The sequence below is a fragment of the Sulfitobacter sediminis genome (assembly GCF_040811725.1).
Lineage (GTDB): Bacteria > Pseudomonadota > Alphaproteobacteria > Rhodobacterales > Rhodobacteraceae > Sulfitobacter > Sulfitobacter sediminis.
In genome coordinates this window covers 1-19,252 of sequence record NZ_JBFNXX010000003.1, presented here as the reverse complement: position 1 = coordinate 19,252, position 19,252 = coordinate 1, and the positions used below count along the sequence as shown (strand labels likewise).

Genomic DNA, 19,252 nt, shown 5'->3' with positions numbered 1-19,252 from the left:
TCCGCCTGCAGGTCCCTATTTCCGCGCGCGGCTGAAGACCATCTTCTGATTGTGCAGATCCTCTTTCGCGCCTATCCACGCATAGGCGAGTAGCGCCGGTTCGCGCCTGCCCACGGTGATGCGGTGCAGGTGGTCGGGCGGGTTGAAGATCATCGAGCCCGGCACGTAGACGCCCTGATGGTTCTCGGACACGGCCCCCGAAAGGCAGACATAGCTTTCCGTGATCCCCTTGTGGGCATGGGCGGGATAGGTGCAGTTCGGGGCGAAAAGCACCACGCCCAGGATGATCTCGTCGCTGAGGATCGGGCCCGAGGTGCCGGCGATCTCGGCATAAGCGTATTTGCCCTGCAGGCCCTGGGGCATCTTCTCGTAGCCGTATTGCCAGCTGAGCTGGTCGCGCACCGCGTCGAGGGCGCGGATGGCCGGTGCCATGCTCCCCTGCCGCCCCTCGTCGAGCGCGCGGCGCAGATGCGCGGTGACGGGCTTTTGCGCGGGCAGTTGCGGGGCGACCGGCGCGTTATGGCGTAAAAGCCGCCCGATGGCATCGCCAACCTTGCGCTGGTGGCTGGCGATGCGATCGCTACCACCTGCGGGGATGTAGCGGTAAAGCTCCTCGAACTCCTGCAGCAGGTAGCGCCAGTCGGGCTGATCCAGCAAATCCTGCGTGAAACGGGCGGTGTCCGTCGTCTGGCGTTTGGCCTCTGTCATCGCGCTGCTCTCTTTCCCGGGTGTCCCTAGACCTATGGCCCAATAGCCAAAAGGAAAGCACGGTGCAAAGGGTCAACCGCCCTTCCCCCCTGCCCGCCGCTCTGGCATAGTGTCCGGCAATCAAAAGCGAGCCAGAGCAGCCCATGACCGACCTTCTTTCCCAGACGGAAACGACCGATTACGACGCCTCTTCCATCGAGGTGCTGGAGGGGCTGGAGCCCGTGCGCAAGCGCCCCGGCATGTACATCGGCGGTACTGACGAGCGGGCGTTGCATCATCTGGTGGCTGAGGTGCTCGACAACTCGATGGACGAGGCGGTGGCGGGGCATGCGAACCGGATCGAGGTTGAGCTGCACGAGGATTACGCGATCACGATCCGCGACAACGGGCGGGGCATTCCGATTGATCCGCATCCGAAGTTTCCCGACAAATCGGCGCTGGAGGTCATTCTTTGCACGCTGCACGCGGGGGGCAAGTTCTCGGGCAAGGCCTACCAGACCTCGGGTGGTCTGCACGGGGTGGGTGCCTCGGTGGTGAACGCGCTGTCGGATTCGATGGTCGTGCAGGTGGCGCGGAACAAGGAGGTGTTCGAGCAGCGGTTCTCGCGCGGGGTGCCTCTGGGGCCTGTCGAGAAGGTGGGTGCGGCACCCAATCGGCGCGGGACGACAGTGACCTTTCATCCGGATGCGGAGATATTCGGGTCGCACCGTTTCAAGCCTGCGCGACTGTTCAAGTCGATCCGGTCGAAGGCTTACCTGTTCTCGGGCGTGGAAATCCGCTGGAAATCAGCGATTTCCGACGGTGAGACGCCGCAGGAGGCGACGTTTCATTTCCCGGGCGGGCTGTCGGATTACCTCAAGGAGACGCTGGGCGGGGCCACGACTTATGCCGAAGCCGCGTTTTCGGGCACTGTGGATTTCCGGGAGAAATTCGGTGAGGCGGGCAAGGTGGAATGGGCAATAAATTGGACCCCTTCCAGAGACGGGTTCATCCAGTCCTACTGCAACACCGTGCCGACGCCCGAGGGCGGCACCCATGTGGCGGGGTTCTGGGCGGCGATCCTGAAGGGGATCAAGGCTTACGGGGAGTTGGCCAACAACAAGAAGGCGGCGCAGATCACACGGGAGGACCTGATGTCGGGGGGCTGTGCGCTGGTCTCGTGCTTTATCGCGGACCCGGCGTTCGTGGGGCAGACGAAGGATCGGCTTTCCACCGAGGCCGCGCAGAAAATGACCGAAGGGGCGGTGCGCGATCACTTCGACAACTGGCTGGCGGCGGATACCAAGAGCGCCGGGGCGATCCTCGATTTCCTCGTGCTGCGCGCCGAGGAGCGGATGCGCAGGCGGCAGGAGAAGGAGACGGCGCGCAAGTCGGCGACGAAGAAGCTGCGGCTGCCGGGCAAGCTGACCGACTGCACGGCGAAGTCCCGCGAGGGGACGGAGCTTTTCATCGTCGAGGGGGATTCGGCGGGCGGCTCCGGCAAGGGGGCGCGGAACCGTGAGACGCAGGCACTGCTACCCTTGAAGGGGAAAATCCTGAACGTGCTCGGCGCGGCGTCGAACAAGCTGACGACGAATGCGGAGATCAGCGATCTGTGTGAAGCTTTGGGCGTCGGGATGGGGACGAAGTTCAACATCGACGATCTGCGCTATGAGAAGATCATCATCATGACGGACGCGGACGTGGACGGGGCGCATATCGCGTCGCTTTTGATGACGTTCTTCTTCACGCAGATGCGGCCGCTGATTGACCACGGGCATCTCTACCTCGCCTGCCCGCCGCTCTATCGGCTGACGCAGGGGGCCAAGCGGCTTTACGTGGCGGATGACGCAGAGAAGAACCACTGGCTGGAAAAGGGCCTTGGCGGCAAGGGCAAGATCGAGGTGCAGCGCTTCAAGGGTCTGGGGGAGATGGACGCGAAGGACCTCAAGGAGACGACGATGGACCCCGCAACCCGCAAGCTCATTCGCGTGTCGGTGGACGAGGACGTGCCGGGGGAGACGGGGGACCTGGTGGAGCGGCTCATGGGGAAGAAGCCGGAATTGCGGTTCCAGTATATTCAGGAGAACGCGCGGTTCGTGGAGGAGTTGGATGTTTGACGCTTGAAACCTCGAATTAATATATGCATATTAATTTGGAATGGGATGAAGAAAAGCGACAGCAGACCCTGTTCGAACGCGGCATAGATTTTGCCATCATAGCAAGGCTCGACTGGGATACCGCCGAGGTGATCGCTGACGACCGTCGCGACTATGGCGAACAGCGCCTTAGGGTGACGGGTCTGATCGAAGGAAGATTGCATGTCGCGGTAGTAACGCCCCGGCCAGATGCGCTGCGCGTGATCAGCCTGCGCAAGGCGAACGAGAGAGAGAAGCGAAGATGGGCAAGGAACACCTGAAAGCAAGCGAGCCGGATGACGAGAATCCGGAGTGGACGGAAGAGGACTTTGCCCGCGCGAAGCCCGTGGACACCTTCCCGGAACTTGCCCGCCTTGTCAAACCGGGCCGCCCGGCCATGGCCGAGGCGGAGCGCAAGCAGCGGGTGACGATGTATCTGGATCAGGACGTGATCGCGGTCTTGAAGAAAGACGGGCGCGGGTGGCAGACGCGGGCGAATGAGACGTTGCGAAAGGCGCTGGGGTTGGCGGAGCGGTAGGATGGGTGCCTGCACCCATCACACGACGGTCGGTCATCCCAAGATGGGTGCAAGCACCCATCCTACGGGCAATCCCCTACTCCTGTATCGCCTCCAGAAACGCCACCAGGTCCACCACCGGACGGCTCGTTATGATCGGCTGGCCGGTCTCGGCCTTCATCGGCACATCCTCGCCCTCGAAGAACTCGCCGTAGACCGGCATGGGGGAGCCATGGGCGACCAACGGGTCACGGCCGTCGATGCGGGTGACGACGCGGACGGTGGGGAAGACGCCGTCATACCGGGCCTTGAGGGTCCGCAGGTTCGGGGGTTGCAGCACCATGGCGGGAGCGAGCGGGCCGTTGCCGCGGACCTCGGCCCCGTGGCAGACGGCGCAGTGGGTGTCGTAGAGTTCGGCGCCGATCTGCGCGTCCTGCGCAAGCGCGGCGCAGGGTATGAGGGCAAGGGCCGTGAGGGCTGCGAGATAGGGTTTCATGGGCGGTATCCTCCTGCTTTGGCATCAGACTAGGGGCGGCGCGCGCGGTCTGCCCTGATCCGGATCAAATGGCGCGGTTTTCCCCATCAAAGACCGGAACGCCGCCCCGCGCAAGCGGGTGCCCCTTGCATGATCGCGCGTGGCGCTTAGGGTGTGGGAAAACCTGCGAGAGACCCCATGACGCCAGAGCTTGCCCAGAAAATCCTCGACGACAATTTCGCGCCTTGGGTGAAGGCGCTGCAGCCGAAGATCACCGAGATCGGGGAGGCGCGGACGGTGCTGGTCATGCCGATCAGCGCCGAGATCAACCGGGTGGGCGATATCGTGTCGGGTCAGGCCATCGCGGCGCTGGCGGATACGGCGATGGTCTTTGCCTGCATGGGGCATCTGCAGGCGCTGGCGGCGGTGGGAACGGTGACGCTGGACACGCAGTTCCTGCGGCCTGCGAGTGGCGAGAGCATCCGGGCGGAGGCGGAGGTGACGCGGGCGGGCAAATCGATGATGTTCGCGCGGTGCACGCTGATCGCCGAGCCCTCGGGCAAGCCGGTGGCGCTGGCCACGGCGACGTTCGCGCGGTGAGGCTGGTTTGCCTTGTGCTGGTGCTGCTGGTGGCGGGCTGCGGGCGGCCTTTGACCGAGAACGAGCGGGCGTTTCTGGGGACGATCCATGGCGAGACGCTGGATCTGGACCGGGTGCGGCTGCATGACGGCGCGCCGACGCGGGCGGTGACCTTTCGGCGCAAACCGCGGCCGCGGACGACCTGCCGGGAGTTGATCCTGCCGCCGCCCGAGGACGAGATCGTCACGACGAAACCGGCGGCGGTGGCGCTTTGGAACCGGGTGCTCTTCGACAAGGACTGGTATCTGGAGGATTACCTGCCCGATTACCCCGATACCGTGGGGATCATCGCGGCGATGCTCTTTGCGCATGAGATTACCCATGTCTGGCAGTGGCAAAACCGGGCCGAGACGGGCTATTCGCCGCTGCTGGCGGCCTCCGAGCATGGCGGGGGGGCGGACCCCTATCTCTTCGAGGTGGACGAGGGCCGGCGGTTCGGGGATTTCGGGTTCGAGCAGCAGGGCTCGATCGTTGAGGAATACGTCTGTTGCCGCGCCCTGGCGCCGCAGGGGACGCGGACGGCGCGGCTGCATGCGCTGATTAATCAGGTGATGCCGGTGGCCCCGCTGCCGCAGTCGCGGGAGTGGAACGTGCGGCTGCCCTGGGACGGGGTGGAATTGCGCGGGATATGCGGGTGACGGGCTGAGGATACCCGGCATGCGGCCTTGCGGAAAAGTTGAACCGGGTGCGCGAAAACCCTAGCGCTGGATGCTTTCCATATAGGCCAGCAGCCCGGCGAGCGCGCGCGGCGTGGGCGTCAGCACGCCGTCTACCTCGAGCGGCACGAGATCGTCCGCCATGGCCCCGCCAAACTGCGGCATCACGCGGGCGAGGTGCCCGCCTTCGGGATCGCCGTAGATGTAGCTGAGCGCGCGGGCGGTGGGGAATGCCCCGCCGTTGCGGCGGGCGAGCGTGGTGAGGTCAGTGGGTTTGGGCGAGAGGCCTTCACTTGCTGGTCCCTCCCCTCGCCCATCCCTCCCGTGACATGAGGTGCAGTTGGCGGCGAAGAATGCCGCCCCCTCCTCTGGTTCCGGCATCGACACCGGCGCGCAGGCAATCAGCAAAGTCAGAGCCGTCGCGGCCCCGAGTGAATAGGCTGTCGCCCGCATTGCGCCCTCTCCAACTGACCCAACGGTGCGTTCATCTTGCACCGTTCTCAAACACTTGCCATGATCCAGATCAAAGATGGCCCGGAAAGGCAAGACATGGCTCATTACGCGTTGATCATGCTGGTCGCGGGCATCGGTATTCCCATTCTGGCGGCAATGAACGCGGCACTGGGTAGGCACGTGGGTTCGCCCGCGGCCGCGGCGACGGTGCTTTTCGTGGTGGCGTTCCTCGCCTGCATGGCGGTGGCGACGGTCACGGGACCGCATGCGCTATCGCGCTTTGCCACGGCACCGAAGCACCTGTTCATGGGCGGGCTCTTCGTGGCCTTTTATGTCCTATCGGTCACTTTCATCGCGCCCAGCTTTGGCGTGGGCAACGCGGTGTTCTTCGTGTTGCTGGGCCAGCTTATCTCGACCGCCGCGATTGACCATTTCGGGCTGTTCGGCGCGCAGGTCTCGCCGCTGGGGCTGGCGCGAGCGAGCGGGATCGCCCTGATGGCGGCGGGTGTCTGGCTGACCCAGCAGGTCTAGGCCGCTGCGAGCGCCTGCATCTGCGCCCAGACCGCATCGGCCACCTCGACGGGGTCGCTGCGTTTCTTGCCCTGCCCCGGCATGCGTGCGTCTGGGTCGGTGCTGGCGAGCTCTGCCAGATCGGTCAGCCGGCTGCGGAAATCGGGAGAGGCGGAGGGGTCGATCAGGATGTAATACTGGCCGAGGTCATGGGGCGGACCTTCGGGCGCTTTGAGGGGCTTGACGTCTTTGGACAGCACACCTCCGGTCATGCCTGCCGCCAGAAGCTCGGCCATGAGGCCGAAGCCCCAGCCCTTGTAGCCTCCCATGGAGACGAGCGAGCCTTGCAGGGCCGCCTCGGGGTCGGTGGTTGGCTTGCCTTCGGCGTCCACGGCCCAGCCTTCGGGAATGCGCTCTCCGGCGGCCTTGGCCATGGTGATCTTGCCCAGTGCGACGGTGGTCGTCGACTGATCGAACTGCATGGCGATGCCGCCCTGCCCGTCCGGGACGGAAAAGGCGATGGGATTGGTGCCGATCACCCGGGTCTTGCCGCCCGGCGCGGCGACGATGGGCGAGGCGTTGGTGAAACCGATGCCGATAAAGCCTGCGTGCGCGATCTGTTCGGTGAAATAGCCCAGCGAGGTGCAGGTATGCGCGTGACCGACGGCAAGTGTTGCAATCCCCTGTTGGCGCGCGGCGTCGAGGGCGACAGGCAGTCCATAGGCAAAGGCGGGCTGGGCAAAGCCGAAATGCGCATCCACGTGGACCACAGCGCCGCGCGGGGTGCTGACGGTCGGGGTCACCTTGCCCTTGACCCGGCCTGACTTCAGCTGCTGGCAGTAGCTTTCGACGTAGTAGAGACCGCAAATCTTGTTGCCCACGGCCTCGGCTGCAGCGACGGCGCGTGCGACCTCAGCGGCGGGAAAGGCATCGGCCCCATGGGCCAGCAGAGCGGCCTGAACGGTATCTTCTATATCCTTGAGCGAAACCTGAGCCATCGTGTGTCTTTCAATACACGGCACAGGGCCGCCCCCCACTTTGAGCGAGAGGGTGCCGACACGTCAAGCGACATGTCTTTCAGGTTGTGGAAAGCCGCCCGGTCTCCAGACGCAGTTGCCGGTCCATCCGGGCGGCAAGGTCGAGGTTATGGGTGGCGATCAGTGCCGCAAGACCGGTGTCGCGCACCAGCTCCATCAAGGCGGCGAAGACCTGGTCGGAGGTGGCGGGGTCGAGGTTGCCGGTGGGCTCATCGGCGAGCAGCAGGCGCGGTGCATTGGCGAGCGCGCGGCAGAAGGCCACGCGCTGCTGTTCTCCCCCCGAAAGCGCCGCCGGACGGTGATCCGCGCGCACGGCGATGCCGACCTTGTCGAGCAACCCGCGCGCGCGCTCCTCGGCAGCGCGGCGGGCGGTGCCGTTGGCGAGTTGCGGGAGCACGATGTTTTCCAGAGCCGTGAACTCGGGCAGCAGGTGGTGGAACTGGTAGACGAAGCCCACGTCGTTGCGCCGGGTCAGGGTGCGGCGGCGGTCGGACTGGCCGGTCATGTCCGCGCCGCCGATCTGGACGGTGCCCGCGTCAGGCGTGTCGAGCAGGCCAGCGATATGCAAGAGCGTGGATTTGCCCGCACCCGAGGGGGCGACGAGGGCCACGACCTCGCCCGGTGCGAGGGTGAGATCGACGCCGCGCAGGACCTGCACCTCGTTCGGCTTGCCGGGGTTGTAGGCCTTGGTGATCCCTTCAAGCCGGAGCGCCTGTTCACTCATAGCGCAGCGCCTCGACAGGGTTCATGCGTGCGGCACGGCGGGCGGGGAAGATCGTGACGATGAACGACAGGCCCAGCGAGAGGGCGACGGCGGAGAGTACGTCGGCGAGATGTAACTCGGCGGGCAGATAGTAGATGCCACGGATCGACGGGTCCCATGCGTTGCCGCCGGAGAGGTAGTTCACGAAGCCGAAGATCTGGTCCACGTAGATCGCGAAGAGGCAGCCGAGGATCACGCCCGCGATGGTGCCGATGATACCCGTGAAGGCCCCGCAAATGAAGAACACGCGCAGCACCGCGCCCTCGGTCAGGCCCATGGTGCGCAGGATGCCGATGTCTCGGCCCTTGTTCTTGACCAGCATGATCAGGCCAGAGACGATGTTCATGGCAGCGATCAGAACGAGGACGGAGAGGATCACGAACATCACGCGATCCTCGATATCCAGTGCCGAGAGGAAGGCGCCGGAGGCGTCGCGCCAGGTCCAGACCTGTCCGCGCGGGCCCGCGGCCTGAAGAAGCGGCAGGGCGATCTGATCGACGCGCTCAGGCTCTTCGATCATCACTTCAAGTTCGTCCGCTACCCCCTCGCGATTGAAGAAAGATTGCGCTTCGTTGATCGGCAGATAAACGCGGGTGCGGTCGATGTCGTAGCGGCCGGCGGCAAAGATATAGACAACCTCGTAGGCGTTGACGCGCGGACTGGTGCCGAAGGCGGTTTTCACGCCGTTGGGCGAGATCAGCTTGATCCGGTCACCGACATTCACGCCCAGGGTCTGGGCGACGCCGATGCCGATGGCGATGCCCTCCTCGAACCGGGCGATGTCGCCCCGCGCCTTTTCAGATGCGGCGATGCGGGGGATGGTTTTCAGGTCTTCGGACGCGATACCATAGACCTCGACGCCCGCATTGGACTGGCCGAGATTGGCCATGACCTGCTGGCGGATCAGGGGAGCGACGCGGGTGACGCCGGGGACCTTCGCGACCTCAGCAGCGAGCGTTTCGTAATCGGCGATCCGGCGGTCGATCTGGCCATTCGGTGCCACCTCGCCGAACTGGTAGACGGTGACATGGGCGTTGGACCCCAGGATCGTGTCCACGAATTCCGCACGAAAGCCCGAGCGCACGGCGAGCGTGGCGATGAGCGCGAAGACCGCGAGCGTGATGCCGATGAGGCTGATCCATGTCATCACGCTCACGCCACCCTCGGCGCGGCGGGCGCGCAGGTAGCGCCAGGCGATCATCCATTCGAAAGGCGCGAAAGGCGCGGTCTGTGCCATTTGCGGCTCCTGCTCGTTCTGGGCGCAAACTGGGGTTTCGGGGGAACAGGGTCAAGCGGGCATTGCGCCCTATTGGAAGACCGCGCCTGCAAGCGCGCCGTCAAGGCGCACCATGGCGTCCCAGTCGACGCAGGCGTCATAGGCCACCACGACCGACCAGTCGCCCATCCAGCTGACCGCATAGCTGCCCGCCTCGAGCCTGCCCGGCAGGCAGAGCGCGCCGAAGTGCCAGTAGTTCATGGCCCCGCGAAATTCCCGCTGGGTCATGCCCATGCCGTAAAAGGCCCCGCCGCCCATGTCGGCCGAGGGCCAACGACCCGGCGCGCGGCCTATCTTGCCGCCGGGGCCGAAGGCCCAATGCATGAGGCGCGCATAATCGCCGACGCTCATCTGCCAGCCGCCCCAGGCGGCCATGGCCCCGGTGCGCGGCGACGGGCTGGCGGTGGTGAGACCTGCGGGGGTCAGCACCGCGCCCGCGCAGAAATCCGCATAGGGCCGCCCGGTTTCGGCTGCGATCATCGCGCCCAGGATGGCATAATTCTCGTTGTTGTAGGCGTATTGCCCCGGCGTGCCGTTCTGGGTGACACGAGACAGCGCGGTTTTGGTTGCCTCGCCCGCGCGGTCGTCCTCGGTATCCAGCCAGATGCCCATCATCGCCTGCGTCTGGTCGGGGGCAAGGCCGGTGGTATGGGTGATCAGCGCCTCGACGGTGATGCCGTCGGGCCCCTGCCGGAGCACCGCGCGGGCGCTCGTCTGTTTCGTCCAGACCCCGGTTTCGATGAGATGCGCGGCACAGAGCGCCGTCACCACCTTTCCGAGGCTCGCAAGTTCCATCGGTGCGCCCGACTCGATCCCGATGCCGACTTCGCGCTGGGGCTGGCCCGCGCGCCAGATGGCGATGGCGCCGCTTGTCGCTCCGGCCTCGTTTATCCAGACGCGGAAGGCGGTCTCGAGCCTGTCGGGCACGGATTGCGCCATGGCCGCGACGGGCAACAGCAAAGCGATGCAGGCAAGAACGCGGATCATGGCGAGGCCTCTCCCGGTGAACGGGAGAAGCTTAGCAAGCGCCGTCCGTCCGGCAAAGCGTCATGCGTGGGCGGCGTAGATCTGCGAGAGGCGTTCGACGGCCTGTTCGGGCGGCATCTCTTCGCTCTCGCCCGTGCGGCGGGAGGTCAGTTCGACCACCCCGTTCTTCAGCCCGCGCGGGCCGACGGTGATCCGCCAGGGCAGACCGATGAGGTCCATGGTCGCGAACTTGCCCCCCGCGCGTTCGTCGCGGTCGTCGTAAAGCGGCTCGAGCCCCAGGGCGGTGAGCGATGCGTAGAGCGCCTCGCAGGCGGCATCGGCCTCGGCGTCGCCCTGCTTGAGGTTGACGATACCCGCATGGAAGGGCGTCACGCCTTCGGGCCAGATGATCCCCTTGTCGTCGTGGCTCGCCTCGATGATAGCGCCCAGCAGGCGGCTGACCCCGATGCCGTGGGAGCCCATGTGCACGGCTACGGGTTTGCCATCGGGGCCCTGTACGGTGGCGCCCAGGGGATCGGAATACTTGGTGCCGAAATAGAAAATCTGCCCCACCTCGATGCCGCGCGCCACGCGGCGGCGGTCTTCGGGCACTTGGTTGAAGAGCGCCTCGTCGTGGGTTTCATCCGTGCGCGCGTAAAGCTTGGTGAACTCCTCCATGATCGCCGCGCACTGGGCGTGATCGTCGTAGTCGATGTCGCGGTCGCCGAAGGTGAGGTCGGTCACCGCGCTGTCATAGAAAACCTCCGACTCGCCCGTTTCGGCCAGCACCAGAAATTCGTGGGTGTCGTCGCCGCCGATGGGGCCACTGTCGGCGCGCATCGGGATCGCCTGAAGGCCCATCCGCTCGTAGGTGCGCAGGTAGCTGACGAGGTGGCGATTGTAGGCGTGCAGCGCGTCTTCCTTAGAGAGGTCGAAGTTGTAGCCGTCCTTCATCAGGAACTCGCGGCCCCGCATCACGCCGAAGCGGGGGCGGATCTCGTCGCGGAATTTCCACTGGATCTGGTAGAGAGTCAGCGGCAGGTCGCGGTAGCTCGAGACATGGGCGCGGAAGATATCGGTGATCAGTTCCTCAGCCGTGGGCGTATAGAGCATGTCGCGCCCGCCCCGGTCCTTGATGCGCAGCATTTCCTCGCCGTAGGCGTCGTAGCGCCCGCTTTCACGCCAGAGGTCGGCGGATTGCAGCGTCGGCATCAGCATGGCGTGATGGCCCGCCCGCGCCTGTTCCTCGTGCACGATCTGCTCGATCCGGCGCAGCACCTTGAAGCCCAGCGGCAGCCAGGAATAGATGCCTGCAGAGGCCTGCTTGATCATGCCCGCGCGCAACATCAGCCGGTGGCTCACGATCTGCGCCTCGGCGGGCGTTTCCTTCAGTACGGGCAGGAAATAACGGCTCAGACGCATCGCGGCGCTCCTTGGGAAAATTGCTCGGCGCCTGAGTAATTGAAAGCGGGGACGGACAAAAGCCTGATTTCGGCGGTTGAGGGACGGTGCACTCTATTCTGCACCGGGGCGGGAACGCGTGTTTGCGGGCAAACACGCTGCCTCCCGCTCGGCAGAACACTGCGTGTTCGCCGTTCTCCGGGCTGGAGCCGCCTTCGCTTGAGCACGTCAGGGCGGAGGGATGGCGGCTTGCCAAGGAAAATCGCGGAGGGACCCGGCTTTGCCGGGATACCGCTATTTTCCTTGGGAAGACGACAGCGCTCTGCCATGAACGGGATCAATCGAGGGCGGCTCCAGCTTTTCCGGGATGGTGAGTCTGAAGCCCCGCCACATCACCCATCCCACACCATGATCAGCCCCGATTCCCCCCGCGATGAGCCGGCGTCAGCCGTGCGAAGAGCCCCCCGCCGCGCGGCGTGCCAGTGCCACGGCAACCTGCGTCGCGCGGGCCATGTCCTGCACCGATATCCACTCCAGCGGCCCGTGGATTTCCTGCATGCCGGTGAAGATATTGGGGCATGGCACGCCCATCTCGGTCAGGCGCGAGCCGTCGGTACCGCCCCGGATGGGGATCGAGACGGGTTCCAGCCCCGCGTCCCGGACCGCCGCGCGCACCAGTTCCACTGGGGTCATGTCCTTTTCCAGCCAGTAACGCATGTTGCGGTACTGCGGGGTGATCTCGCAGGCGATGCGCGCGCGGGGCTCGGTGGCGGCGACCGTCTCGCAGACCTGTCGCAGGAGTGTGCCCTTGGCCTCCAACCCCGCCATTTCGAAATCGCGGATGATGAGGGTGATCACCGCCTCCGAGGAGCCGCCCTCGATCTCGGAGACATGGATGAAGCCTTCGGTCCCTTCCGTGGTGTCGGGTGTCATCGTGACCTGGGGCAGCATCATCACGATCTTTGAGACCAGGTGCAGGGCGTTGACCATCTTGTCCTTGGCGAAACCGGGATGGGCCGAGACGCCGGTCACGGTGACCTTGGCGCCATCGGCCGAGAAGGTCTCGAATTCGATCTCGCCGGGCTTGCCGCCGTCGAAGGTATAGGCGAAGTCGCAGGCGAAATCCTTTGCCAGACGCGGATCGACGCCGCGGCCGATCTCTTCGTCGGGGGTGAAAGCGAGGCGGATGGGTCCGTGGGGGATGTCGGGGTTCTGCAAGAGGTGCCGCGCGGCGGTCATGGCGATGGCGACACCTGCCTTGTCGTCGCCACCCAGCAGCGTGAGGCCGCTGGCGGTGATGATGTCCTCGCCCACCTTTTCGGCGAGGTAGGGGGAGTTCTCGGGCGAGAGTTTCAGGTCCGGCGCATCGGCAAAGGTGATATCGCCGCCGTTGTAACCCCGGTGGACCACAGGTTTCACACCCGCCGCGTTGAACTGCGGGGCGGTGTCCACATGGGCGCACCAGCCCATGGTGGGGCCTTCCACCGTGCCCGGGATCGTGGCCAGCACCACGCCGTAGTCGGTCAGCTTGACGTCACTGGCCCCCATTTCCTCAAGCTCGGCCACCAAGAGGCGCGACATGTCGAGCTGGATCGCGGTGCTGGGCTGGGTTTTCGAGTTGGCGTCGGACTGGCTGTCGATGGCGGCATAGCGCAGCAGGCGGTTTTCCAGTTCGGCGTCGAAATCGGTGCGCATGGGCGGGCTCCTTTTTGCCCGCGATCTGGGGGCGCTCTGGGGCGAGAGTCAAGCCGTGCTCAGGCGATCAGCACCCGCGCGAGCGTGCGCTGCATATGGGCGATGAAGCGGTCCTGTTCCCAGCCGCAGTCGATGCAGAGGTGTTCCCAGACCCGGACGGAGAGGAGCGACCAGAGCAGGTCTGTCGCCTCTTTCTCTGACAATTCGGGGCTGAGCGCGCCGTCACGGGCGAGCGCCTCGACCGCTGCCGCGCATCCCTCGCGCACCGCCTGCATGCGGCCCTCCCAGGCCGCTGCGGCCTCGGCGTCGCTGTCCTGCATGGCCATGAGCGCCTTGGCGATGCCGTAGATACGGGGAATGTAGTTCCCCCAGACGATGACCCATTCGCGCAGGCGTTCCTCGCCGGTTTCGGCCGCGCGGCTGGCGACAAGCTGGCTTTGGATGTCGTGAACCTCGTCCAGATAGCGCGTGGTCGCCACCAGAAGCTCGGCGCGATTCGGGAAATGCAGGTAAAGCGCCTGGCGGCTGATCTTCGCCGCCTTGGCGATATCGGACATGCGCACGGCGCTTGCGCCGCCTTTTTCCAAGAGTTTCCAGGTGGTTTCGAGGATGCGCTTGCGGGTGGGGTTTTCGATGCTTGACATGGCGTCAAGTTATCGCTTATTGACACGGTGTCAAATTTACACGGTGTAAAGTGAGCGAATTTGAAAAGGAGACCACCATGAAAACCATCGTCTTTGGCGCCACCGGCAGCGTAGGAAAACTGGCCGTCGAACAGCTTTTGGCAGAGGGCCATGCCGTCACCGCCTTTGCCCGCAGCCCCGAGAAACTGGGCCTCACCCACCCTGCCCTGACCCTGCACGCGGGCGATGCTATGGACGCGGACAGCGTCGCGGATGCCATCGCGGGCCATGACGCGGTGATCGTGACACTGGGCGCGGGCATGTCGCGCACAAGCCGCATCCGCTCGCGGGGGACGCTCAACGTGATCCGGGGGATGCAGCGGCACGGGGTGCGGCGGCTGATCTGCCAGTCGACGCTGGGCGCGCAGGAAAGCTGGTCGAACCTCAACTTTTTTTGGAAGCGCATCATGTTCGGCGCGCTGCTGCGACCGGTCTTCAAGGATCACGAGTTGCAGGAGCAGCTTGTCGCGGCCAGCGGGCTTGACTGGACCATCGTGCGCCCCGGTGCCTTTGCGGACGGGCCTGCGACGGGGGCGTTCAAGGAAGGCTTTGGCCCCGAGGAGCGCGCGCTGACGCTCAAGATCAGCCGGGCGGACATCGCGGCCTTCCTGGCGCGCCAGTTGAACGACCTGCGCTACGCCCGCCAGGCCGTGGCGATCTCGAACTGAACGAAAGGAATGATGACATGACCCTCCCCCTTACCGTCTGGCCGCTTCTGGCCCTCAGCATGGCCACGGGCCTTCTGGCCGGGGTCTTCCTGACCTTCTCGGATTTCCTGATGCGTTCGCTGCACCGTTCGGCCCCCGCCAGCGGCACAGAGGCAATGCAGCGCATTAACCGCGAGGTCTATCGTTCTGTCTTCATGGTGCTTTTCCTTGGCATGGTGCCGGTCTCGGCGCTCGTTCTCGGCTATGCGCTGCTGGCGCTCTCTGGGCCGGTTGCCACGTGGCTGACGTCGGCTGCGGTCCTGTACCTGCTGGGTGTTTTCGCCGTCACGGCGGCGGGCAATGTGCCGATGAACCAGCGGCTGGACGCCATGCCGCTGGCCGGCGAGGCGGCGCAGGGCTACTGGCCCGTCTACGTCACCGGCTGGCTGCGCTGGAACCATCTGCGCGGGCTGGCGGCCCTTGGGGCCTCGGTCAGCTATGCGGTGGCGGCGCTGACTTTGGTGGCGGGTGGCTGATGCATCCGCCAAGTTTTCGCAAGGCCACCCTTGAAACCCCCCTCCGGTTGCGCAATGTCAAGAAGAGCCGCAACCGGAGACCCCCATGGCCCTGCCGATCCGTGACCAATTGAAGTACTGGGGCGTCGCCACGGCGGTCTTCCTCGTGGTGCTCTGGTTTCTCGGCGATGTGCTGGTGCCTTTCCTTCTGGGCGGCGCGATTGCCTATTTCCTCGATCCTGTTGCCGACAGGCTGGAAAAGATGGGCACCTCTCGCGCCATAGCCGTGCTCATCATCACCGTCATGGCGATCCTGATCTTTGTCCTGCTCGCCCTTCTGGTGATCCCGACGCTGGTCAACCAGACCGCCAGTCTGATCGAGACCGCGCCGCAGCTTCAGCGGAGCTTCACGAATTTCCTGACCGAACGCTTCCCGTCGCTGCTTGACGAAGGCTCCACCCTGCGCTCGTCGCTCAACTCCATCGGGGCCACCATTCAGGAACGCGGGGGTCAGTTGCTGGAAACGGCGCTGTCCTCCTTTGCCTCACTCATCAACATCCTCGTGCTCTTCGTGATTGTGCCGGTGGTATCGGTCTATCTGCTGGTTGACTGGGACCGGATGGTTGCCTCTATCGACAAGCTGTTGCCGCGCGATCATGCGCCGGTCATTCGGCAATTGGCACGGGATATCGACGCGACCTTGTCGTCCTTCGTGCGCGGCATGGGCACGGTCTGCCTAATCCTTGGTACTTATTACGCGATTGCCCTGATGATTGTCGGGCTGCAATTCGGTCTTGTGGTGGGTTTCATCGCGGGCGTGGTGACCTTCATTCCCTATCTCGGCGCGCTTTTGGGCGGCGCGCTTGCCCTGGGTCTGGCATTGTTCCAGTTCTGGGGCGACTGGATGTCGATCGGGCTTGTCGCCGGTATCTTCTGGATCGGGCAGGTGGTCGAAGGGAACATTCTGACGCCGAAGCTCGTGGGTGACAGTGTCGGGTTGCACCCGGTCTGGCTGCTGCTGGCCTTGTCGGTGTTCGGCGCGTCCTTCGGCTTTGTCGGCCTGCTGGTCGCCGTGCCGCTGGCCGCGGCCCTTGGGGTGCTGGCGCGCTTTGGCGTGGACCAGTACAAGGATAGCCTGCTTTATCGCGGCACCGGGCAGCACGGAACGGACGACGACTGAATGGCCGAACAGCTTGGCTTTGACCTGCCCAGCCGCACCGCGCTGGGGCGCGACGCGTTTTTCGTGAGCCCGGCGAATGCCGTGGCTTTGGCGATGATCGACGGTTGGGAAAGCTGGGCGGGCGGCAAGCTGGTGCTGACAGGGCCGGAAAGCGCTGGCAAGACGCATCTGGCGCATGTCTGGGCCGAGATGTCGGGGGCGCGGATCGTAGCCGCGCGGGACCTGACGGAGGCGGAGGTGCCGGCGCTGGCGCGGGGGCATGTGGCGGTGGAGGACGTGCCGCAGATCGCCGGAGACCCGCAGGCCGAGACGGCGCTGTTCCATCTGCACAACCTCGTGCTTGCTGAGGGTCACCGCATCCTCTTCACGGGCGAGGCTTCGGTCGCGCAATGGGGGTTGTCCCTGCCCGACCTCAAAAGCCGTTTGCAGGGCACCACGGCGGCGGTGCTGGAAGCGCCGGACGACGCGCTGCTCTCGGCGCTGCTGGTCAAGCTGTTCGCGGACCGTCAGTTAAGCCCCAAGCCCGAGGTGATCCCCTACCTGGTGGGGCGGATGGACAGATCCTTTGCCGGGGCCATTGCACTTGTGGAACGGCTGGATGCCGCCAGCCTCGCGCAGAAGCGGCCGATCACGCGGCAGCTTGCCGCGCAGGTGCTGGACAATCTGCCCGAAGGCGCGTGATACTGCGCTGACGCGCAACTGTCGCAAATCCTTGATACTTTGAGCCCATAAGGTCGCCATGACCCAGACCGATTTCCTGAACGGGGACTTCCCCCCCGCCACCGACCTTCCCGACCTCGACCGCGAGGGGCCGGGGCGTTTCTTCAACCGTGAACTCAGCTGGCTGGGCTTCAACTGGCGTGTTGTGGAAGAGGCCGAGAACCCCCGCGTGCCGTTGCTGGAGCGGGTGCGGTTTCTGTCGATCTCGGCCGACAACCTCGACGAATTCTACACCGTGCGCGTGGCGGGCCTGCGCGAACTGGCGCAGGCGGGCAATACCACGCCCGCCGCTGACGGGCTGACACCCGCCGAGCAACTGGTGCTGATCAACGAGAACGCGCGCAACCTGATGATGACCCAGCAGCGGGTGCTGGTGGACCTTATGGCCGAGTTGGACGCCCAGAACATATACCTCGAGCATATCGCGGACCTGTCGAAAGACGATCTGAAATACCTCAAGGAGGTATTTCTCAACCAGGTTTTCGCGGTTCTCTCGCCGCTGGCGATCGACCCCGCGCATCCCTTTCCCTTCATCCCCAACACCGGCTACGCGCTGGCCCTGCAACTGGAACGCACCAGCGACAAGCGGCCCTTGCAGGCGCTTTTGCCGATCCCGGCGCAGATCGACCGGTTCACGCCCCTGCCCGCGCCCGAGGGCACCCTGCGCTACCTGCCGTTGGAAGATTTGCTGGTCCTGCATATCCCCGACCTCTTTCCCGGCTACAAGCTGAAGTCGCATTTCGAATTCCGCGTGCTCCGCGACAGCGATCTGGAAGTCGAGGACGAGGCCGAGGATCTGGTGCGCGAATTCGAGGTGGCGTTGAAACGCCGCCGCCGGGGCGAGGTTGTCCGCCTGACCCATTCGGCGGGGGCACCCGAAAAGCTGAAATCGGTGATCATGCGAGAGCTGGGCGTGCACGACCGCGACGTGATCGAGATCGACGGGATGATCGGGGTCGATGACCTGTCGGAACTGGTGACCGACGCACGGCCCGACCTGCTCTGGCCCTCTTTCACGCCCCGCATCCCTGAGCGGGTGACGGACCACGACGGCGACATGTTCGCGGCGATCCGGCAGAAGGACATGCTGCTGCATCACCCCTACGAGACCTTTGACATGGTGATCCGCTTCCTCGCGCAGGCGGCGCGCGATCCGAACGTCGTGGCAATCAAGCAGACGCTTTACCGTACCTCGCGGGACAGCCCCATCGTGGAGGCGCTTTGCGAGGCGGCAGAGGACGGCAAATCCGTCACGGCCTTGGTGGAGCTGAAAGCCCGCTTTGACGAGGCCGCGAACATCCGCCAGTCGCGCCGACTGGAACGCGCGGGGGCGCATGTGGTCTACGGGTTTCTCGACCTGAAAACACACGCGAAAATCTCGACCGTGGTGCGGCGCGAGGGGAACCAGCTGGTGACCTATACGCATTACGGGACGGGCAACTACCACCCGATCACGGCGCGCATCTATACCGACCTGTCGCTCTTTACCTGCGACCCCGCGCTGGGGCGGGATGCGACCAAGGTTTTCAACTTCCTGTCGGGTTACGCCCAGCCCGAACATCTTGATAACCTTGCGATTTCGCCCATCACGCTGAAGCCGCGCCTCTTGGAGATGATCGCCGCCGAGGCCGAGCATGCGCGCGAGGGCAAACCGGCGGTGATCTGGGCCAAGATGAACAGCCTCATCGACGCGGAGGTGATCGACGCGCTTTACGCGGCCAGCCAGGCGGGGGTGAAGATCAGCCTTGTCATTCGCGGCATCTGCGGGCTGCGCCCCGGCATCAAGGGGCTGTCCGAGAACATCCGTGTGAAATCCATCGTGGGCCGGTTCCTCGAACACTCGCGGATCGTCTGTTTCGGCAACGGCTTTGGCCTGCCGCACAAGAAAGCGCGGGTGTTCATCTCCTCCGCCGACTGGATGGGCCGGAACCTGAACCGCCGGGTCGAGACGCTGGTGGAGATCGAAAACGCCACGGTGAAGGCGCAGATTGTAAGCCAGATCATGGCGGCGAACCTGGCGGATGTGGCGCAAAGCTGGGTGATGTCGCCCGACGGGTCGTTCGAGCGGCCCGCGTTTCAGGAGGGGCAGTTCACGTTCAACTGCCACCGGTTCTTCATGGAGAACCCGTCGCTGTCGGGGCGGGGATCAGCGGGGGCGTCGGATGTGCCGAAGCTGACGCATACGGAGGATTGAGGGGCGGGTTGGATGGCCGTTTTGCGGAGATGTTGTTGAAAAACTCTGCTTGAGCGAAGCGTGATCGGCTGATTCACTTGCCCTGAGGCAAGGGAGATCT

At 64.9% G+C, this 19,252-nt stretch carries 21 protein-coding genes; 11 read left to right on the top strand and 10 right to left on the bottom strand.

Translation table 11 applies throughout. From position 1 onward, the window contains the following. Window positions 1-15: 15 nt before the first annotated feature. Window positions 16-708: a dimethylsulfonioproprionate lyase family protein gene (locus AB2B41_RS04545; RefSeq protein ID WP_367876565.1), complete on the bottom strand. Its 693-nt coding sequence runs from the start codon at window positions 706-708 to the stop codon at window positions 16-18. A gap of 143 nt (window positions 709-851) precedes the next feature. Between AB2B41_RS04545 and parE the strand changes: the two genes are divergently transcribed. Genes parE through AB2B41_RS04530 form a run of 3 tightly spaced genes read left to right on the top strand, consistent with a single transcriptional unit; the run spans window position 852 to window position 3,363 of the window. Further along, window positions 852-2,807: a DNA topoisomerase IV subunit B gene (gene parE, locus AB2B41_RS04540; protein WP_367876564.1), complete on the top strand. Its 1,956-nt coding sequence runs from the start codon at window positions 852-854 to the stop codon at window positions 2,805-2,807. A gap of 23 nt (window positions 2,808-2,830) precedes the next feature. Then, complete coding sequence (locus AB2B41_RS04535; protein WP_367876563.1) at window positions 2,831-3,106, top strand: BrnT family toxin; 276 nt, start codon at window positions 2,831-2,833, stop codon at window positions 3,104-3,106. After that, window positions 3,088-3,363, top strand: a complete 276-nt coding sequence (locus tag AB2B41_RS04530; protein WP_367876562.1) for a BrnA antitoxin family protein — start codon at window positions 3,088-3,090, stop codon at window positions 3,361-3,363. The genes AB2B41_RS04535 and AB2B41_RS04530 overlap by 19 nt, the downstream gene beginning before the upstream one ends. A gap of 76 nt (window positions 3,364-3,439) precedes the next feature. On the opposite strand, the gene AB2B41_RS04525 is transcribed toward AB2B41_RS04530, so the two are convergent. Then, window positions 3,440-3,838 (bottom strand): c-type cytochrome, encoded by a 399-nt coding sequence (locus tag AB2B41_RS04525; RefSeq protein ID WP_367876561.1) that lies wholly within the window; start codon window positions 3,836-3,838, stop codon window positions 3,440-3,442. A gap of 177 nt (window positions 3,839-4,015) precedes the next feature. On the opposite strand from AB2B41_RS04525, the gene AB2B41_RS04520 reads away from it, so the two are divergent. Together AB2B41_RS04520 and AB2B41_RS04515 are read left to right on the top strand one after the other, a co-directional pair. Continuing rightward, window positions 4,016-4,417, top strand: coding sequence for a PaaI family thioesterase (locus tag AB2B41_RS04520; RefSeq protein ID WP_367876560.1), 402 nt, complete (start codon window positions 4,016-4,018; stop codon window positions 4,415-4,417). Continuing rightward, window positions 4,414-5,094 carry a hypothetical protein gene (locus AB2B41_RS04515; RefSeq protein ID WP_367876559.1) on the top strand — a complete coding sequence of 227 codons (681 nt, stop codon included), beginning with the start codon at window positions 4,414-4,416 and terminating at the stop codon, window positions 5,092-5,094. Before AB2B41_RS04520 ends, AB2B41_RS04515 begins: the two co-directional genes overlap by 4 nt. Before the next feature lie 60 nt (window positions 5,095-5,154). Here AB2B41_RS04515 and AB2B41_RS04510 read toward each other — a convergent pair whose 3' ends face one another. Further along, window positions 5,155-5,565: a c-type cytochrome gene (locus tag AB2B41_RS04510; protein ID WP_367876558.1), complete on the bottom strand. Its 411-nt coding sequence runs from the start codon at window positions 5,563-5,565 to the stop codon at window positions 5,155-5,157. Window positions 5,566-5,661: 96 nt separating this feature from the next. Between AB2B41_RS04510 and AB2B41_RS04505 the strand changes: the two genes are divergently transcribed. Next, complete coding sequence (locus AB2B41_RS04505; RefSeq protein WP_367876876.1) at window positions 5,662-6,096, top strand: DMT family transporter; 435 nt, start codon at window positions 5,662-5,664, stop codon at window positions 6,094-6,096. On the opposite strand, the gene AB2B41_RS04500 is transcribed toward AB2B41_RS04505, so the two are convergent. From AB2B41_RS04500 to AB2B41_RS04470, 7 genes are all read right to left on the bottom strand, one after another. Further along, complete coding sequence (locus tag AB2B41_RS04500; protein ID WP_367876557.1) at window positions 6,093-7,073, bottom strand: Ldh family oxidoreductase; 981 nt, start codon at window positions 7,071-7,073, stop codon at window positions 6,093-6,095. The genes AB2B41_RS04505 and AB2B41_RS04500 overlap by 4 nt on opposite strands. A 79-nt stretch (window positions 7,074-7,152) precedes the next feature. Next, window positions 7,153-7,836: an ABC transporter ATP-binding protein gene (locus tag AB2B41_RS04495; protein ID WP_367876556.1), complete on the bottom strand. Its 684-nt coding sequence runs from the start codon at window positions 7,834-7,836 to the stop codon at window positions 7,153-7,155. Beyond that, window positions 7,829-9,112 carry a lipoprotein-releasing ABC transporter permease subunit gene (locus AB2B41_RS04490; RefSeq protein ID WP_367876555.1) on the bottom strand — a complete coding sequence of 428 codons (1,284 nt, stop codon included), beginning with the start codon at window positions 9,110-9,112 and terminating at the stop codon, window positions 7,829-7,831. The genes AB2B41_RS04495 and AB2B41_RS04490 overlap by 8 nt, the downstream gene beginning before the upstream one ends. Before the next feature lie 69 nt (window positions 9,113-9,181). Beyond that, window positions 9,182-10,138: a serine hydrolase domain-containing protein gene (locus AB2B41_RS04485; protein ID WP_367876554.1), complete on the bottom strand. Its 957-nt coding sequence runs from the start codon at window positions 10,136-10,138 to the stop codon at window positions 9,182-9,184. Window positions 10,139-10,198: 60 nt separating this feature from the next. Further along, window positions 10,199-11,539, bottom strand: coding sequence for a proline--tRNA ligase (gene proS, locus AB2B41_RS04480; RefSeq protein WP_367876553.1), 1,341 nt, complete (start codon window positions 11,537-11,539; stop codon window positions 10,199-10,201). Window positions 11,540-11,962: 423 nt separating this feature from the next. Further along, window positions 11,963-13,213, bottom strand: coding sequence for a peptidase T (gene pepT / locus AB2B41_RS04475; protein ID WP_367876552.1), 1,251 nt, complete (start codon window positions 13,211-13,213; stop codon window positions 11,963-11,965). A 59-nt stretch (window positions 13,214-13,272) separates the two neighbouring features. After that, window positions 13,273-13,857 carry a TetR/AcrR family transcriptional regulator gene (locus AB2B41_RS04470; RefSeq protein WP_367876551.1) on the bottom strand — a complete coding sequence of 195 codons (585 nt, stop codon included), beginning with the start codon at window positions 13,855-13,857 and terminating at the stop codon, window positions 13,273-13,275. A gap of 77 nt (window positions 13,858-13,934) precedes the next feature. Here AB2B41_RS04470 and AB2B41_RS04465 point away from each other — a divergent pair, with 77 nt between their 5' ends. The 5 genes from AB2B41_RS04465 (at window position 13,935) to AB2B41_RS04445 (ending at window position 19,152) form a co-directional block, all read left to right on the top strand. Continuing rightward, window positions 13,935-14,564, top strand: coding sequence for an NAD(P)-dependent oxidoreductase (locus AB2B41_RS04465; RefSeq protein ID WP_367876550.1), 630 nt, complete (start codon window positions 13,935-13,937; stop codon window positions 14,562-14,564). Window positions 14,565-14,581: 17 nt separating this feature from the next. After that, window positions 14,582-15,079 (top strand): anthrone oxygenase family protein, encoded by a 498-nt coding sequence (locus tag AB2B41_RS04460; RefSeq protein ID WP_367876549.1) that lies wholly within the window; start codon window positions 14,582-14,584, stop codon window positions 15,077-15,079. Window positions 15,080-15,164: 85 nt separating this feature from the next. Next, a complete protein-coding gene (locus AB2B41_RS04455; RefSeq protein WP_367876548.1) occupies window positions 15,165-16,238 on the top strand; it encodes an AI-2E family transporter in 1,074 nt (357 codons plus the stop codon). Further along, window positions 16,239-16,919 carry an HdaA/DnaA family protein gene (locus tag AB2B41_RS04450; RefSeq protein WP_367876547.1) on the top strand — a complete coding sequence of 227 codons (681 nt, stop codon included), beginning with the start codon at window positions 16,239-16,241 and terminating at the stop codon, window positions 16,917-16,919. 58 nt (window positions 16,920-16,977) lie between these two features. After that, on the top strand, window positions 16,978-19,152 hold the full coding sequence (locus tag AB2B41_RS04445; RefSeq protein ID WP_367876546.1) for an RNA degradosome polyphosphate kinase: 2,175 nt from the start codon (window positions 16,978-16,980) through the stop codon (window positions 19,150-19,152). Window positions 19,153-19,252: the final 100 nt, after the last annotated feature.

Excerpts from the sequence above, each read along its gene's own strand:
- AB2B41_RS04545 (WP_367876565.1), bottom strand. The coding sequence starts at position 708 with ATGACAGAGGCCAAACGCCAGACGACGGACACCGCCCGTTTCACGCAG.
- parE (WP_367876564.1), top strand. The coding sequence starts at position 852 with ATGACCGACCTTCTTTCCCAGACGGAAACGACCGATTACGACGCCTCT.
- AB2B41_RS04535 (WP_367876563.1), top strand. The coding sequence starts at position 2,831 with ATGCATATTAATTTGGAATGGGATGAAGAAAAGCGACAGCAGACCCTG.
- AB2B41_RS04530 (WP_367876562.1), top strand. The coding sequence starts at position 3,088 with ATGGGCAAGGAACACCTGAAAGCAAGCGAGCCGGATGACGAGAATCCG.
- AB2B41_RS04525 (WP_367876561.1), bottom strand. The coding sequence starts at position 3,838 with ATGAAACCCTATCTCGCAGCCCTCACGGCCCTTGCCCTCATACCCTGC.
- AB2B41_RS04520 (WP_367876560.1), top strand. The coding sequence starts at position 4,016 with ATGACGCCAGAGCTTGCCCAGAAAATCCTCGACGACAATTTCGCGCCT.
- AB2B41_RS04510 (WP_367876558.1), bottom strand. The coding sequence starts at position 5,565 with ATGCGGGCGACAGCCTATTCACTCGGGGCCGCGACGGCTCTGACTTTG.
- AB2B41_RS04505 (WP_367876876.1), top strand. The coding sequence starts at position 5,662 with ATGGCTCATTACGCGTTGATCATGCTGGTCGCGGGCATCGGTATTCCC.
- AB2B41_RS04500 (WP_367876557.1), bottom strand. The coding sequence starts at position 7,073 with ATGGCTCAGGTTTCGCTCAAGGATATAGAAGATACCGTTCAGGCCGCT.
- AB2B41_RS04495 (WP_367876556.1), bottom strand. The coding sequence starts at position 7,836 with ATGAGTGAACAGGCGCTCCGGCTTGAAGGGATCACCAAGGCCTACAAC.
- AB2B41_RS04490 (WP_367876555.1), bottom strand. The coding sequence starts at position 9,112 with ATGGCACAGACCGCGCCTTTCGCGCCTTTCGAATGGATGATCGCCTGG.
- AB2B41_RS04485 (WP_367876554.1), bottom strand. The coding sequence starts at position 10,138 with ATGATCCGCGTTCTTGCCTGCATCGCTTTGCTGTTGCCCGTCGCGGCC.
- proS (WP_367876553.1), bottom strand. The coding sequence starts at position 11,539 with ATGCGTCTGAGCCGTTATTTCCTGCCCGTACTGAAGGAAACGCCCGCC.
- pepT (WP_367876552.1), bottom strand. The coding sequence starts at position 13,213 with ATGCGCACCGATTTCGACGCCGAACTGGAAAACCGCCTGCTGCGCTAT.
- AB2B41_RS04470 (WP_367876551.1), bottom strand. The coding sequence starts at position 13,857 with ATGTCAAGCATCGAAAACCCCACCCGCAAGCGCATCCTCGAAACCACC.
- AB2B41_RS04465 (WP_367876550.1), top strand. The coding sequence starts at position 13,935 with ATGAAAACCATCGTCTTTGGCGCCACCGGCAGCGTAGGAAAACTGGCC.
- AB2B41_RS04460 (WP_367876549.1), top strand. The coding sequence starts at position 14,582 with ATGACCCTCCCCCTTACCGTCTGGCCGCTTCTGGCCCTCAGCATGGCC.
- AB2B41_RS04455 (WP_367876548.1), top strand. The coding sequence starts at position 15,165 with ATGGCCCTGCCGATCCGTGACCAATTGAAGTACTGGGGCGTCGCCACG.
- AB2B41_RS04450 (WP_367876547.1), top strand. The coding sequence starts at position 16,239 with ATGGCCGAACAGCTTGGCTTTGACCTGCCCAGCCGCACCGCGCTGGGG.
- AB2B41_RS04445 (WP_367876546.1), top strand. The coding sequence starts at position 16,978 with ATGACCCAGACCGATTTCCTGAACGGGGACTTCCCCCCCGCCACCGAC.